Source organism: Sinomonas sp. P10A9, assembly GCF_041022165.1.
Taxonomy (GTDB): Bacteria; Actinomycetota; Actinomycetes; order Actinomycetales; family Micrococcaceae; genus Sinomonas; species Sinomonas puerhi.
Genome location: NZ_CP163302.1, coordinates 860,292 through 875,295 on the forward strand (window position 1 = coordinate 860,292; position 15,004 = coordinate 875,295).

Here is a 15,004-nt window from a genome sequence, read left to right on the forward strand (position 1 = left end):
ACGTCGGTGGACAGCGGCGACGGCCTGGGGCGGGAGGTGTCGGGTGTGCGCCGGGCGAGCCCGGCAGGGAGATCGATCTCGAGTCCGCGGTCACCCACACCATGAGCGACCTCGAGGCCCTGCCCACCGAGGCGGAGCGGATGAAGGCCCGCGGCTTCGTCGAACGCTCCGGCATGGTCGTGGCCGGGGCCCTGCCCTCGGGGGAGATGGAGAAGCTGGGCCGGCCCGTCACGCTTTCCCGGGCCGAGCGGGTGCGCCTGACCTCCTGGGCAGACCCCGGGTCCTGGACCGACGTCGGCGGGAACCGCCGACGCGTCCGACCGGCCTAGGGAAGTTCCTCTTCAAGGTCGGCGGCCGCCCCGGCATCCCCGTGGCCCTGAAGCTCACCAGCGTCGAGGAATCCCTGCACAACACGAACAAGCGCTGGAACCTCGAAGGGGAGGGAACCTGATGGGGGCACCGGGCAGGGGCCACCGGGCCGCCCAGCTGGACCTGGAGACGACCCTCCTCTGGGCCGCCATCATCGCCGTGGTCCTCGTCGTCGGCGCCCTCGCCCTCGCCGCCCACCTCGGCTCCCTGATCGCCGGCGACGGGCAGGGGCTGCCGGCCAACCCGTTCGAACTGGCCATCGGGCTCCTCACCCACAGGGTGGGCTGGCCGCCGGCCGCGACCTGGATTCTGGCCCTCCTGGCCGCCGCCGTCCTCGCCCTTACCGTCCTGGTGGCCCGTGGGGTGCTGCGCGGCCGGGCCCGGGGTTCCCGGGTCGACGCCGCCGCCCGGTACATGGCCACGGGCCGGGACCTGCGCGCCCTGACCCTGGCCGGGGCGACCGCCACCGCAGAACGCCTCGGCGTGGCCGGTGCCCCCGGCGTCCCGGTCGGGAAGACGGTCCTGGGAGGGCGGATGGTCTTCGGCTCCTGGGAGGACATGCACATCGACATCTGGGGCCCCCGCACCGGCAAGACGACCTCGAGGGCGATCCCGGCGATCCTGGCCGCGCCCGGCGCGGTCCTGGTCACCTCGAACAAGCGCGACATCGTCGACCACACCCGGGACGTGCGGGCGGGGGCGGGGCCGGTGTGGGTGTTCGACCCGCAGGCGGTGGCGCTCGAGGAGCCCGCCTGGTGGTGGAACCCCCTCTCCTACGTCACCGACGAGGTGAAGGCTGCCCGCCTGGCCGACCACTTCGCCGCCGGCTCCCGCGGCCCCGACGCGAAGACGGACGCCTACTTCGACCCCGCCGGCCAGGACCTCCTCGCCGGGCTCCTGCTCGCCGCCGCCCTCGACGGGCGCCCGATCATCCAGGTCCACACCTGGCTCACCCGCCCCGCGGACGACGCCCCGGTGGACATCCTCAGGGCCCACGGCTATGCCCAGACCGCCAACGCTGTCGCCGGGGTGGTCAACGCCCCCGAGAAGCAGCGCGGCGGCGTCTACGGCACAGCCCTGCAGATGGCCTCCTGCCTGACCAACCGGCAGGTCGCCCACTGGGTCACCCCGAACGGCGAAGCGGACGCCCGGCCGATGTTCGACCCCGCCGTCTTCGTCCGGGGCAAGGGGATCCTGTACAGCCTGTCGAAGGAGGGCAAGGGCACCGCCGGGCCGCTCGTGACCGCCTTGACCGTCGCCGTCGTGGAGGCCGCCGAGGAGCTCGCCGTCCACTCGCCCGGCGGACGCCTCGCCACCCCCATGGTGGGGGTGCTGGACGAGGCCGCGAACGTGTGCCGGTGGCGGGAGCTGCCGAACCTGTACAGCCACTATGGCTCCCGCGGCATCGTCCTGATGACCATCCTGCAGTCCTGGTCCCAGGGGGTGGAGGTCTGGGGCAGGGACGGGATGCGCAAGCTCTGGTCCGCGGCGAACATCAAGGTCTACGGCGGCGGCGTGGCCGAGGCCGAATTCCTCAACGAGCTCGCCCAGCTCATCGGCGACTACCGCTACACCAACACCACCCGGTCCCACTCCAAGCAGGGCACCAGCACCAGCCGGGACGACGACCGCAGGGAACGCACCCTCGACATCTCCGACCTCGCCGCCCTCCCCAGAGGACGCGCCGTCATGTTCGCCTCCGGCGCCCCCGCCGCCCTGCTCAGGACCGTCCCGTGGAAGGACGGCCCCCACGCCGCCGCCGTCGCGGCCTCGGCCGCCGCCCATGACCCCGCCAACCGGCCGGGTCCCGGCGAACGAAGCCCATCGGTGCCTGCGGGGGTGTCCGGGTGAGCGACGCCCTGCTGGGGGAGTGGGACGACGAGTTCACCGGCCCCGCCGGGGACGCCGGGGAGCCGGACGCGGAGGCCGAGGATGCGCCCGCACTGTTCTACCCGGACGTCGCCCGCTTCGTCGGCGAGCACCTGGCGTTCGTGTACCGGAGGCAGATCAACCCCGGGGGCGGGACCACCTGGTGCCCCCAATGGTGGCGCCACGCCGAGGCCATCAGCCGCCTCGAAGCCCTCTGGCGCGCCTGGGAACACCTCCGCCACGACGGCACCACCGGTATGAGCGTCTGGTACCGAGACCACGCCGACCACCACATGGCAGTCCTCCTCAACACCGACGGCCCCTTCAAAGGCTGCAGCCCCGACGACGGCCACCACCCCAGGCTCCACCCGCTGCCGTGCGAGGAACCACCACCAGGGCTCTTCTAACCAAGCTGTTGCTCCTGCGCTTCTCCGGTGCCTGATGGAGCCCCCAGGGGAAGCCAGCTCAGGAACCCCAGCGCCCCCAGAAGTCCACGAAGGCATCGCCGCGGAGACTTCTTTCTATGCCCGCCCGCCGCGGCCACCGCCAAATCGGAAGCCCTCCCCACCCCGGTGCCCGTCGGGCATAGACGGACATTCACGCCGATGAATACGGCAGCCTGCACAATGCGCACTCCGAGAAGCCACGTGCCCCCACGGAGAAGGCCCCGGCCATGGATCCGCCGCCTCGGGTCACCGACTCCGAGGGGCATGGACAAGGACAGGAACCTCGACCTCCTGCAGCCGAGCACTGGCATGAGCACACGGCACTCCTGTGGTGGTGCTCTTCCCTTCATCGAACGCATCTGTTACAAATGGTTAGACCAATTACCCGAATGTAACGAGGCATCGGAAGGGACTCCATGAGATCTGTAGTTCTAATCAAGCAGGTGCCGGACACTTACAGCCCGGTCCGCCTGGACGCGACGACAGGATGTCTGGACCGAGGCTTGGGAGAGCAGGTCTTCGACGAGATCAGCGAGCGGGCCCTCGAGGTCGCACTTCAGCAGAGGGAAGCCCATGGTGGGGAAGTCGTGGTCCTCACGATGGGGCCCGGGCAGGCCGAGGACGCCATCCGGAAGGCGCTCGCCATGGGAGCGGACAGGGGCGTTCACGTCGTCGACGACGCGTTCTCGGGCGCGGACGCTCTCCGGACATCTGAGGTGCTCTCTGCCGCTTTGCGGCGGATCGGGTTCGACCTCGCCGTCGCTGGCGACCGAACCTCCGACGGGCGGGGTGGGGTTGTTCCCGCCATGATCGCCGAGCGGCTTGGCATCGGCCAGGCCACCTACCTGTCCGCTGTGGATGTTGCAGATGGCGCCGTCACCGGTCAGCGCGTGACTGAATCGGGCACGGAGTCGGTCCGCGCGCATCTTCCGGCGATCGTCTCCGTCACCGAGAAGGCGGCGGAGCCTCGCTATCCGAACTTCCGCGGAATCATGAAGGCCAAGAAGAAGCCCGTGGACATCTTGACCGCGGCTGACCTCGGCGTGGATGCCGATCCCCATGCCGGCGTGCGGGCTACGGACATCTCAGAACGCCCGGCTCGCACCGCAGGTATCCGCATCGTCGATGACGGTACTGCCGGACGCCAGCTCGCCCAGTACCTTTCCGCTTCCGGCCTGCTCTAGGAGGAGTCGCCATGGCTGAAGTCCTTGTCCATATTGAGGGAGCAACGGGAAGCGCCCCGTCTGCTCGGGCTCTCATTGCGTTCGCCGCGCGCCTGGGAGACCCCGTGGCCGTCGTGACAGTCCCGGGAGCCCTGCCTGCAGGCGTTGCCGAGACGCTGGCGGCAGCGGGTGCGGCCCGGGTCGTCGTGTCTGAAACGCCCGATGCGGGTTCGCTCCTCGTGACGCCGGCCGTGGACGCCCTTGAGGCTGCGCTGGCGGCGTCGGGCAGTGTTGCGGCCATCGTTGCCGCGGACAGTGCCGAAGGGCGTGAGGTCGCAGCACGGCTGGCGGTGAGAAGCGGTCTCCCGTATTTCGGCGATGTCGTCGGGGCAGAGGTCGAGGGACCGGCTGTCGCAGTCACCAAGTCGGTCCTTGGCGGCAGCTACATGGTCCGGTTCATCGCAGACTTGGCCCCGATTCTGGCCGTCCGGCCGGGCGTGGATTCACCGTCCGGGCGGCATTGTCCTGTGGTCGTAGAGAACATCGAGGTTGGCGCTTCCGTTGTGGAGCGAACCGAGATACTTGCCTCCGAGCCGCCTGAGGGTGATGAGACCCGTCCTGAACTGGCGGCGGCCGATGTCGTCGTCTCCGGCGGGCGTGGCATCGGGTCCAGGGATCAGTTCGTTCTGGTGGAGCAGCTAGCAGATGCTTTCGGCGCGGCCGTGGGAGCGTCTCGTGCAGCAGTCGACGCCGGGTTCTGCGATCCTCAGCTTCAGGTGGGCCAAACGGGTGCTACGGTGGCGCCCAAGCTCTACCTCGCACTTGGAATTTCGGGAGCCACGCAGCATCAGGCGGGGATGCTGGGGGCGCAGACGATCGTCGCGATCAATCGGGACGAGGATGCTCCTATCTTCGACATCGCGGACTTCGGAGTGGTGGGAGACATTTTCGATGTAGTCCCCCGGCTCCTGGAGGAGCTGAGCAGGGCTCGATCCTGACCCGCCAAAATAATTATGGTCCAACGGTTAGACCAACAGATCCGTTGACCGATAGCATGGTCCCGGGGACGCCTCATCACGGTGTTCCCGGGGCTTTGTACTCTGGGAGGAATCATGGCCATGACAGAGCAGGCGGGGGACCCGTTCAGCGCGGCGCGCAAGGGCGAGGAACCCCTTTTCACGCGGGTCCGGGCACGGCGGGGCTTCGAGTATGTGTCCGAGCAGATCAGGGATGCCCTCGCCTCTGGACGGCTCAAGCCTGGAGGGCGGCTGCCTGCTGAGCGCGAGATGGCCCAGATCTTCGGAGTGAGCCGCCAGGGCGTGCGCGAGGCGCTGCGCGGTCTGGAGATGAGCGGCCTTGTTGAGTCTCGCCCGGGAGTCAACGGGGGAGTGTTCATCCGTCCGGGGGACCCGAGCGTGGTCACGCGGGCCGTCAACGACCTAGCCTCCCTGGGGGTGCTCTCGTCAGAGAGCCTTCTCGAGGCTCGGATTCTGCTGACCTCTGACGTCGTCCGGCTGGTATGCGAGCGGGCGACCGAGGAGGACTTCGCGAAGCTCGAGGCAGATGTTGCCGAGGTCGAGCAGTACCAGGATGCGATCGGCGAGGCCGGCAGTTCCCGCACGGTCCGTATCACGCACTTCTACAGCTTGCTGGCCGAGGCCACTCACAACGAAGTGCTCCTCATGCTCATGAACTCGCTCACCGATGTAGTTCAGATTCGGCTCAACAAGGCTGGTCCGCGGCCTCTGACGGACGTTGGCAAGATGCGGCGCAAGCTCATCCGCCTCCTCCGCAAGGGGGACGCGGAGACGGCCGTGAAGGAGATGACAGCGCATCTCAAGCGCGTGGAGGCCCGCCTCAACGAGCGCGAGGATGAGCTCGCCGGCTGATCCTGGTTCGTGCTTGGAAGGGAGGTGCTCCACCCATGAGGGTGGAGCACCTCCTTGTTCGCTGGTCCAGCGTGTCCGACCTGCTTGGACGTGACTGACCTGCTCGTATGGGCTTCCTTCCCACCCAGCAGGCCGGCCGCGGCTCTCCTCAGCGGGCGACCAGTCCGCCGTCCACCGGCAGGGCGACGCCTGTGACAAACGAAGAGTCTTCCGAGAGCAGCCAGAGAGCTGCGTGGGCGATCTCCACGGGCTGGGCAGGGCGGCCCAGAGGAATGGCAGAAACGAAGCGGGCTTCAGTCTCCTCCTTGCTGAAGCGTGTGTCGGACTTCATGAAGTCGTTGTACAGCATGGGCGTGGCCACCATCGAGGGGCATATCGCGTTGACGCGGATGCCCTCCGCCGCGTAGCGGACAGCGAGTCCCTTGGTCAGACCCACGAGGGCGGCCTTGACCGAAGAGTAGACAGGGCTCTGCTGCGAGCCGACAAGTGCCACTGCAGAGGAAGTGAAGACGATCGAGCCGCCGCCCTCCTGCTTCATCTGGGAGACCGCCCGGCCCGAGAGGATGGTGTGCTGTGTGACATTGAGGTCGACCACGGTGCGGTAGTGCTCGAGATCGAAGTCTTCGATGTCGCTCGGTCCGGGCATTCCCGCGTGGCTCCAGAACCCGTTGAGCCCACCGAGCCAGGAGACGGCCCGGTCGAAGACTTCGTTCGTTGCGGCCGCGTCGGACAGGTCCGCGACGAAGCCTTCGACTTTGCCGCCGGTGGCACTGACTTGGGCGACGAGATTCCCCAGGCTGGCCTCGTCCCGGTCGATCGCGGCGACGGTCGCCCCTTCACTCGTGAAAAGCTCGACTCCCGCTCGGCCCATCCCTGACGCTGCCGCGGTAACGATGATCTTCCTGTTGGCCAGACGCATTGCTTCGACTCCCTCGTCGGTCTACATTGGTAGCTGTATTCAATTGGTTTGACCATTGAAGATTACCAGTCAAGGTCCTCCGACAACAGGGGCCTGGACCTCGAAGAGGAGGCCAATGTGGCAAGCGTTGCAACCATTGACGGCGCGCAGGCGCTGGCTGACGTCCGTACGGAGCTTTTCATCGGCGGCGAATGGCGCCCGGCCACTGGCGGAGCGGAGTTCGACGTGGTCGACCCGTCCACCGGGCAGCCGCTGTGCAGGGTCGCCGATGCGACCGTGGGTGACGCTCTCGCAGCCCTCGACGCTGCCGTCGCCACCCAGCCGGCCTTCGCTGCGACGACGCCCCGGGAGCGCTCCCGCATGCTCTACCGGGCCTGGGAGCTGCTCGGAGAGCGCAGGGATGCGCTGGCGGTCCTCATGACCCTCGAGGCCGGCAAGCCGGTCGCCGAGTCGAGGGCCGAGATCGAACTCGCCCGCGAGTTCGTCCTGCACTTCGCCGAGGAAGCTGTCCGCATCTCGGGGAACTACCAGGAGAGCCCGAACGGGGGCAGCCGCATGATCGTCGTGCACCAGCCGGTGGGTCCGACCCTCCTCGTCACGCCCTGGAACTTCCCCATGTCCATGGGGTGCCGAAAGGTAGCCCCCGCGATCGCCGCTGGCTGCACGGTCGTGGTCAAGCCAGCCAAGGAGACGCCGCTGACCATGCTCGCCCTCGCCGAGATCTTCCGGGAGGCGGGCGTCCCCTCCGGGGCTGTCAACGTTGTCACGACCAGTTCGTCCTCCTCGGTCGTGGGCCCTCTCATCGCCTCGGGCAAGGCGCGCAAGCTGTCCTTCACCGGCTCTACCGAGGTAGGCAGGACGCTCCTCGCCCAGGCCTCGGAGCACGTCATGAAGACTTCGATGGAGCTCGGTGGCAACGCCCCCTTCATTGTGTTCGACGACGCCGACCTCGACAACGCGCTCGAGGCGCTCATGCTCACGAAGATGCGCAACGCCGGGGAGACCTGCACGGCGGCCAACCGGATCTTCGTGCACCGTTCCGTCATCGATGAGTTCTCCTCGCGCCTTGCACAGCAGATGTCCGGCTTCACGATGGGCCGCGGCGTCGACGAGGGCGTCGACCTCGGCCCGCTCATCAATGCCCGTCAGCAGGCGAGCGTGGGTGAGCTCGTGAACGACGCCGTGGAGCGCGGCGCCGAGCTCATGGTCGGCGGCAAGGCACCTGACCTGCCGGGCTTCTTCTTCGAGCCCACCGTTCTGAAGAACGTGCCGGCCGATGCACGCATCCGGCACGAGGAGATCTTCGGGCCGGTTGCCCCGCTCGTGGCGTTCGACACGGAGGAAGAGGTCATCGCTCTGGCCAACGACACCGAGTACGGCCTTGTCTCCTACCTCTTCACGGAGAACCTCCGCCGGGCCATCCGGGTTGCCGAGGCGATGGAGTCCGGAATGGTGGGGCTCAACCAGGGCAGCGTCTCGAACGCTGCGGCGCCCTTCGGCGGCATCAAGCAGTCCGGGCTTGGCCGGGAGGGCGGGCCCGAGGGCATCGCCGAGTTCCTGGAGACGAAGTTCATCGCCGTGCAGCTCTAGCCCCCGTCCCGTTCCTCAGCCAGTCCGTGGCGGAGGCCGCCCACACTATCGTGGGCGGCCTCCGCCGGCTCCAAGGGGGTCGCGGCGCCCGCCAGAGGGGGAAGCATGGGGCCGCCCACCCCGGACTGGGGTGGGCGGCCTCCGTGTTGGGGCAAGGTGCTAGACGGTGGCGGGAACCACCTGTCCGGCAACACGGCGCACGAGGGCGTCCGTGTCGGCGGGGAGGTCGTCGCCCCGCCATGACACCTGGCCGTCGGGCCGGACGAGGGCGAGCCTCGCCCCGTACAGCTCACGCGCCTCCGCGTTGTCGACGTCGAGGACGCGGACGGGGATGCCTGCAGAGCGCGCGGACGCCTCGAACTCCGAGATTCCGACGCGGCCGTCGAAGCGGAGCAGCACGTACTCCCGCCCGAACTCGTCCAGGATCGAGCGGTCTTCGGCGAGCCAGAGATGGGGGGCTCGCGATCCGGGGCGGGCGTTCTGCTCGTAGGTCTGGACCGTCAGGGGGGGCATCGGAGAGCCGTCCGGGACGATCACCGGGGATCCCTCGTACACGTAGCCCAGATGGATGCCGATGCTGTGCCACTCGCGCTTCATGGCCTCGGTGTAGGCATCGCCGTAATCGCGCCGGGCGGCCTCTGTCTCGGGGCTGTCATCGTTGAAGACCTCGGGCTGCGGCTTGGCCACACGGGGTCCGAGCATGCGCTTGAGGTTGTCGCCCGCCTCCGTGACGTTGCGGATGGCGACGGGGCGCTGCTCGTACTCGTAGCTGTCCAGGAGCGCCTCTCCGCCCCAGCCCTCAAGGGCCGCCGCAAGCTTCCAGGACAGGTTCACGGCATCCAGGATGCCCGTGTTCATCCCGAAGCCGCCTGTGGGGGAAGTGAGGTGCGCGGCGTCGCCAGCGAGGAAGACCCGCCCCGACCGGTACGAGTCGGCAACAAGCTGGCGCCGCACCCAGGGCAGCATCGAGAGGATCTCGAAGTCGAACTGGCGGCCGACGGCACGGACGATTGCGGCGCGCATCTCGTCCTCGGTGACCTCCCTCTGGTTCTCGTCGCCGATGAGCGAGAAGCGCCACTGGTCCCGGCCGTTGATCGCGACGAGCGTCGCCCACGTGCCCTCGGGGCCTATGAAGATGTAGCGGTAGGCTGGGGCCGTCGCATGGAGGTCCTCGAGGCCGTCGCAGCGGAAGATCGCGTTCGACGTGTACGTGAGGGCGCCTTCGCCGCTCATCTCGATGCCGAGCCGTTCGCGCACGGTGCTCTGGCCGCCGTCCGCCCCCACGAGGAAGTCCGCCTCGATCACTGAAATGGTGCCGTCCTGGCGGTTGCGCACGGTCGCGGTGACGTGGCTGCCGTGGTCGGCGAACTCCACGAGTTCGGTGTGGTACCTGATGTCGGCCTTGCCCGTGGAAGCCGCGAAGCGGGTCAGGACGGGGTCGAAGAAGTTCTGCGGGCAACGCTCGCGGTGCTGCGGGCTCTGCGGCGGGTTCTTCTCGTCCTTCGGGGCGGGAAACGCCTCGCGCCCGAACTCATAGCCGTTGAGGGTGGTCACCCATGCGCAGTCCTGGACGTACTCGCGGTTGTAGCCCGCCGCCTCGACATCGCCCGCGATGCCCCAGCGCCGGCAGAACTCCATGGTGCGGATGCCGACCATGTCCATCTTGGGCTGGAAGACCGTGCCGCCGCGGGCCTCCACGAGGAGCGACTGCACGCCCCGGTAGCCCAGATCGCCCGCGAGGGCGAGCCCCACGGGGCCACCCCCGACGATGAGCACGGGAACTCTCTCTGCCATGTCTCCACCTTTCCTTGCCGGTGATGTTTGCCGATGCCTAATGTTATGGTCGAACCATTAGACCTTGTCAATGGACGAGTGCGAAAGGTTGACCGCCACCGCGGGCGCGCTCTAAGCTGGCCTTAATGGTTAGACCATTTGCATTCCGCACTCGAAGAGGAGAGCACGATGAGTGAGAGCACCACGCTTCCCGGCGACGTCGAGGTCCGCCGTCAGCTGCGGGAGCGGCTGGGAAAGGACGGCCTCAAGATCGCCCAGCCCGATGAACCTCCTCTGTTCACGCGCCGGCCGGAGTCCCCCATGGTGCCGATGCACTGGAAGTGGGCGGACCTCCAGGCCTATCTCGAAGAGCTGGGCCGGGTGCTCTCCCTCGAGCCCGGCGGCGACCGCCGCACACTCCGCCTGGCCAACCCGGGGCTCGACTACGGAACGACCCCGACGTTCTGGGCCTCGATCCAGTACATCAACCCGGGCGAGGTGGCTACGGCGCACCGCCACACCCCGGATGCATTCCGCTTCATCATGCACGGCAACGGCTGCTCCACAACGGTGGAGGGCGAGAACTACTGGATGAACGAGGGCGACCTCGTCCTGACGCCGAACTGGATGTTCCACGACCACGTGCACCACGGGGACGAGCCGATGATCTGGCTCGACGTGCTCAACGTGTCTGTCATGAAGAAGCTCCACAACATCCACTTCGATCCTCTGCCCACTGACACCCAGGAGATCAGCGCGTACCCGGAGAAGTCATATCGCTCCTTCGGCTCCGGGACCATGAGGCCGGTCGGCAAGGTCGATCGCCCCTTCGGCAATCCGCTCCTGGCCTACCCGAAGGCCCAGACCGATGCCGCCATGGAGCTGGCCAAGGGCCTTGAGCCGGATCCCGTCGACGACGTCATCCTGGAGTACCAGGATCCGACCACGGGCGGGTCCGCGCTCCCGTCGATGTCCATGAAGTCCCAGATCCTCCGCCCAGGATTCCAGGGCAAAGCACACCGCCACACCGGGACGAAGGTCTACTACGTCACGGAAGGCTCCGGGACGACGATCGTCAACGGCCGGCGCTTCGACTGGGGCAAGGGCGACTTCATGTCCATCCCCCCCTGGGCCACCCACCGGCATGTCAACGACAGCACCCGGGACGCCCGCCTCTTCCGGGTGGACGACAGTCCGCTGTTCAGGTACCTGAACACCTACCACGAGGAGATCCTCGAGGACGCGAGCGAAGCCGAGGTCCTGCGATGAGGCTCGCCGTCTTCGACGACCACCGCATCGGTGTCGTCGAGGACGACGCAGTCCGCGACGTGACCCACGTCGTGCCTGCCGTGTTCGACACGTGGCCCGAACAACGCATGAATTGGCTCATCAGGAACTGGCAGTCCGTCGGCCCTGGGCTCGCGGCCGCGGCCGGCGCTGTGCGTCCGATCACGCAGGTTGCGCTGCGCGCTGCCAACCCCGCACCGCCGCAGGTGTTCGCCATCCCGGCGAACTACCATGCGCACCTCGGTGAGATCGGCACCCGGTCCATCTCGAAGGGAGGCCGCACCGCCCGCGAGGTCGGATTCTTCCTCAAGGCCGCCGGGTCGGTCTCGGGCCCCGCCGACGGCATCGAGCTGCCGGCCGGGTCGGTGCGGCGTTTCGACCACGAATGCGAGCTCGCCGTGATCATCGGCCTGGCCGGGCGGAACATCCCCCGCGGAAACGCCCTGTCCCACGTGTTCGGCTACTCGGCGCTTGTGGACCTCACCATGCGGATCGAGCCCGGGGAGCATGAGGAGGACCGCTCCCTTCGCAAGTCCTTCACGACCTTCACCCCCCTGGGGCCCTGGCTCGTCACAGCGGACGAGATCGGCGATGTCGAGACCCTCGAGTCCCGGCTCTCCGTCAACGGCGAGGTCCGCCAGAAGGCCCGGATATCGGACATGATCGTCGGGATCGAGGAGGCCATCGAACTGATCTCATCGGTAGTCGAGATCAAGCCCGGCGACGTCATCGCCTCCGGCACCCCGAAGGGCGTAGGGCCGGTCACGCCGGGCGACGAGGTCGAGATCGAGATCGACAGGATCGGCGTGATGCGTCTCGCGGTCCGGGAAGCAGCGCCCGCGCCGCGCCCGTTCTGAGCGCAGCCAACGAGGGAGGGGCCATGGGCCGCAGGATCAGGGCCGCGTTTGTCCGCGGCGGCACGAGCAAGGGGCTCATCTTCCGCCAGGAAGACCTGCCCGAGGACCGTTCCGCGTGGGACGCCCTGTTCCTGCGGGCCATGGGAAGCCCGGATGGGTATGGGCGCCAGCTCGACGGCATGGGCGGAGGCCTATCCTCCCTGTCGAAGGTCTGCGTCGTCGGGCAGCCAACACGCCCTGACGCCGACATCGACTACCTTTTCGCACAGGTCCAAGTGGACAGTGCGAGCGTCGACTACGGCGGCAACTGCGGGAACATGTCTTCGGCCATCGGACCCTTCGCTGTCGACGAGGGACTCCTGGACACCCCAGTCGACGGTCCCACGCGAGTGCGCATCCACAACGTCAACACCGGCAAAGTCATTGCCGCGACGTTCCATGTGCGCGGCGGACGGAGCGTGGAGGAGGGCGACTACCGGATCAAGGGCGTCTCCGGCACGGGCGCGCCCCTGCGGCTCGACTTCCTCGATCCAGGCGGTGCAGCCACCGGGAAACTTCTGCCCTCAGGCAGCGTCCTCGACACCCTCGACACGGGAGGTTCCGGCCCAGTCGAGGTCTCCTTCGTGGACGCGTCGAACCCCTGCGTGTTCGTCCGCGCGCGGGACTTCGGTTTGCGCGGAACGGAGCTGCCGGACCAACTCGAGTCGGACCCGGACCTCCTGGCCCGCCTCGAGGAGGTCCGGCGCATGGCGTCGGTCGCGATGGGGATCGCTGCGACCGTCCAAGACGCCGCGGCCAACCGACTCGTCCCCTTCATCGCCCTCGTCGCCCCGCCACAGGAGTACGCCACCCTTTCGGGCGAACGTGTCGGGCCCGGCGACGCGGACGTCATCGTGCGCTTCCTCTCGAGCGGGCGGCCCCATCGGGCCATCCCCGTGACAGGAGGCCTGTGCACATCGATTGCGGCGCGGCTGCCCGGCACGCTCGTGCACACTGCGACGGCCGCAGGCGGCGATGACGCCCCAATCCGGCTCGGGACGCCATCCGGCGTCCTGGACGCCAACGCGGTGGTCACCAACGACGGCGCTCGCTACCGTGCGCTGCATGCCTCCACATACCGGACGACCCGCCGCCTCTTCGACGGGTACGTGCACGTGTAACGATGTCGAGGTCCTCTTCCACCGTGGCCGCTGGTCGGTCCCCCGGCGACCTGACCTATCGCTGCGGAACGCCGACTCCGAGCTCGGACCGGGACTGACCTTCCTCGGCCCTAAGTCCGCGGGTATGTCTCCAATAAAGGTGACGGGCGCCGAGGGCCTCCGGGTGGAGATACGGGCAAATCTGATCGTGTGGCAGGACGATCGACGGCATCACCATGGAGGTCCTTTTCCAGGACCGGGAGCGGAGGACGCCCTGCCGGCTGCCTGCCGTGGGGGAAGGCCCGCAGATGCCGCCGATGCCAGCCGCATTCTGCACACAGCGTCTCGGGACCAGCGAGGTGGCTGCCCGAACTCGTCTGGGATGGGACGGCTACGGTGGACGAGGGCATCGCTGGGAGAGCCGATGGCGAGCGCCGGGCCGCGGGGAGATCTCTTGTCCTGGACGACTTCGACCACCGCCCTGCCATTGCATTCGCCGCTGTGTTTCGCTGACTTCGGCCCGACCGGTGGCCTCCTCGCCATCCTGCAGTTCATCGGGGGCTTGGTGGCCTCGAGCGTCGAGACGCCGTCCTTCGAGCAGCTCGGAGAGGACTAGGCCTGTGGGGCACCGCGGCGACTACCGGGGACGCCTCGTTCGCCATGTGCGACCGATGACGCCCAGTGCCCAGTCCCCGCTGCTCAACTGAAGCTGGCGGACGGCTCCGACGCGGGCATACGCACATGCCACCGGTGCAGGAGAATGGCCCTCCTCTGTCCGCCGGGGCCAGTGGCTGTGCGGGGCGCTGCCAAAGGGCCCGTGACCCGCTCAGCCGGCGGCCGGGACGGTGTCCGGACGCGGGTCGATGGTCGGGTCCGCGAAATGGGGGCGGCGGCGCTCGTTGTACGCCGCGATGCCCTCCTGGAAGTCCTGCTGCTTCATGAAGTGGCCGATGATGGCCTTCGACCCGTCGATCGCCTCGCGCGGGTGAAGGTGCAGGAGCTCCGCGTACATCTGGCGCTTCGCCGAGGTGACGGAGGCCGGCGAGACCTGAGTGGCGATCATGCGTGCCACCTTGTAGACCTCCTCCATGAGCGCATCCTTCGGGTGGAGCCCGTTGAGGAACCCCATGCGCTCGAGCTCCTCGGAGTAGACGACGCGTCCCGTGAAGAGGATGTCCGCGGCGTGGGTCGTACCGATGATGCGCGGGAGGATCCACGAGAGCCCGTACTCGGCCGGCAGCCCGAGGCGCGGTGTGGACGTCGTGAATTTGATGCCCTCGGCCGCGTAGCGGAGGTCGCAGAAGGCCGTGATGGCCGCCGCAATGCCGGCGCATGCTCCGTTGATCGCCGCGATGACCGGCACGCGCAGGCCCCAGTGCCAGATGATGTCGGTCTCGAACTCCTCGTTGACGCCGGTCCCGGGCTGGGCGGCGTGGCTCTGGTCCACGGTGTCCGCATATTCGCGGTCGCTGGTCGTGTAGAAGTTGAGTGCCTTCGTGTCAGCGCCGACGCAGAACTGGTCGCCGGTTCCCGTGAGCACCACGACGCGGACCTTTGGGTCGCGGTCGAGGGTGTCCATGATCCAGCGGTACTCGGTGTTCATGAGGTTGGTCCAGGAGTTCCCCCGGCCGGGACGGTGGAACCAGACCGTGGCGACGCCGTCGTCGTCTATCTGGTACTTGGTGACTTTCAGTTCCATGAGT

General features: G+C 68.0%; 14 protein-coding genes. 11 read left to right on the forward strand and 3 right to left on the reverse strand.

Annotated elements, in window-relative coordinates; translation table 11 throughout:
* Nucleotides 1-101: 101 nt before the first annotated feature.
* The 6 genes from AB5L97_RS03920 (at nucleotide 102) to AB5L97_RS03945 (ending at nucleotide 5,736) form a co-directional block, all read left to right on the forward strand.
* The gene (locus AB5L97_RS03920; protein ID WP_369046531.1) at nucleotides 102-329 is read left to right on the forward strand and encodes a hypothetical protein; all 228 of its coding nucleotides are present in this window, start codon (nucleotides 102-104) and stop codon (nucleotides 327-329) included.
* Between the two features lie 121 nt (nucleotides 330-450).
* The gene (locus AB5L97_RS03925; protein WP_369046532.1) at nucleotides 451-2,220 is read left to right on the forward strand and encodes a type IV secretory system conjugative DNA transfer family protein; all 1,770 of its coding nucleotides are present in this window, start codon (nucleotides 451-453) and stop codon (nucleotides 2,218-2,220) included.
* Complete coding sequence (locus tag AB5L97_RS03930) at nucleotides 2,217-2,645, forward strand: DUF4913 domain-containing protein (protein ID WP_369046533.1); 429 nt, start codon at nucleotides 2,217-2,219, stop codon at nucleotides 2,643-2,645. Before AB5L97_RS03925 ends, AB5L97_RS03930 begins: the two co-directional genes overlap by 4 nt.
* Before the next feature lie 455 nt (nucleotides 2,646-3,100).
* On the forward strand, nucleotides 3,101-3,868 hold the full coding sequence (locus AB5L97_RS03935) for an electron transfer flavoprotein subunit beta/FixA family protein (protein ID WP_369046534.1): 768 nt from the start codon (nucleotides 3,101-3,103) through the stop codon (nucleotides 3,866-3,868).
* Nucleotides 3,869-3,879: 11 nt separating this feature from the next.
* On the forward strand, nucleotides 3,880-4,845 hold the full coding sequence (locus AB5L97_RS03940; protein ID WP_369046535.1) for an electron transfer flavoprotein subunit alpha/FixB family protein: 966 nt from the start codon (nucleotides 3,880-3,882) through the stop codon (nucleotides 4,843-4,845).
* Between the two features lie 120 nt (nucleotides 4,846-4,965).
* The gene (locus AB5L97_RS03945) at nucleotides 4,966-5,736 is read left to right on the forward strand and encodes a FadR/GntR family transcriptional regulator (protein ID WP_369046536.1); all 771 of its coding nucleotides are present in this window, start codon (nucleotides 4,966-4,968) and stop codon (nucleotides 5,734-5,736) included.
* Between the two features lie 148 nt (nucleotides 5,737-5,884).
* Here AB5L97_RS03945 and AB5L97_RS03950 read toward each other — a convergent pair whose 3' ends face one another.
* Nucleotides 5,885-6,655 carry an SDR family NAD(P)-dependent oxidoreductase gene (locus tag AB5L97_RS03950; RefSeq protein ID WP_369046537.1) on the reverse strand — a complete coding sequence of 257 codons (771 nt, stop codon included), beginning with the start codon at nucleotides 6,653-6,655 and terminating at the stop codon, nucleotides 5,885-5,887.
* A gap of 117 nt (nucleotides 6,656-6,772) precedes the next feature.
* On the opposite strand from AB5L97_RS03950, the gene AB5L97_RS03955 reads away from it, so the two are divergent.
* Nucleotides 6,773-8,245 (forward strand): NAD-dependent succinate-semialdehyde dehydrogenase, encoded by a 1,473-nt coding sequence (locus tag AB5L97_RS03955; RefSeq protein WP_369046538.1) that lies wholly within the window; start codon nucleotides 6,773-6,775, stop codon nucleotides 8,243-8,245.
* 159 nt (nucleotides 8,246-8,404) lie between these two features.
* On the opposite strand, the gene AB5L97_RS03960 is transcribed toward AB5L97_RS03955, so the two are convergent.
* Nucleotides 8,405-10,039 (reverse strand): FAD-dependent oxidoreductase, encoded by a 1,635-nt coding sequence (locus tag AB5L97_RS03960; protein ID WP_369046539.1) that lies wholly within the window; start codon nucleotides 10,037-10,039, stop codon nucleotides 8,405-8,407.
* A gap of 168 nt (nucleotides 10,040-10,207) precedes the next feature.
* On the opposite strand from AB5L97_RS03960, the gene AB5L97_RS03965 reads away from it, so the two are divergent.
* The 4 genes from AB5L97_RS03965 (at nucleotide 10,208) to AB5L97_RS03980 (ending at nucleotide 13,917) form a co-directional block, all read left to right on the forward strand.
* Nucleotides 10,208-11,287: a cupin domain-containing protein gene (locus AB5L97_RS03965; protein ID WP_369046540.1), complete on the forward strand. Its 1,080-nt coding sequence runs from the start codon at nucleotides 10,208-10,210 to the stop codon at nucleotides 11,285-11,287.
* Nucleotides 11,284-12,162, forward strand: a complete 879-nt coding sequence (locus AB5L97_RS03970) for a fumarylacetoacetate hydrolase family protein (RefSeq protein ID WP_369046541.1) — start codon at nucleotides 11,284-11,286, stop codon at nucleotides 12,160-12,162. Before AB5L97_RS03965 ends, AB5L97_RS03970 begins: the two co-directional genes overlap by 4 nt.
* Before the next feature lie 23 nt (nucleotides 12,163-12,185).
* Nucleotides 12,186-13,322 carry a 2-methylaconitate cis-trans isomerase PrpF family protein gene (locus AB5L97_RS03975; RefSeq protein ID WP_369046542.1) on the forward strand — a complete coding sequence of 379 codons (1,137 nt, stop codon included), beginning with the start codon at nucleotides 12,186-12,188 and terminating at the stop codon, nucleotides 13,320-13,322.
* Nucleotides 13,323-13,755: 433 nt separating this feature from the next.
* Nucleotides 13,756-13,917: a hypothetical protein gene (locus tag AB5L97_RS03980; RefSeq protein WP_369046543.1), complete on the forward strand. Its 162-nt coding sequence runs from the start codon at nucleotides 13,756-13,758 to the stop codon at nucleotides 13,915-13,917.
* A gap of 210 nt (nucleotides 13,918-14,127) precedes the next feature.
* Here the strand turns inward: AB5L97_RS03980 and AB5L97_RS03985 are convergent, their stop codons facing one another.
* Complete coding sequence (locus tag AB5L97_RS03985) at nucleotides 14,128-15,000, reverse strand: enoyl-CoA hydratase-related protein (RefSeq protein ID WP_369046544.1); 873 nt, start codon at nucleotides 14,998-15,000, stop codon at nucleotides 14,128-14,130.
* Between the last annotated feature and the right edge of the window lie 4 nt (nucleotides 15,001-15,004).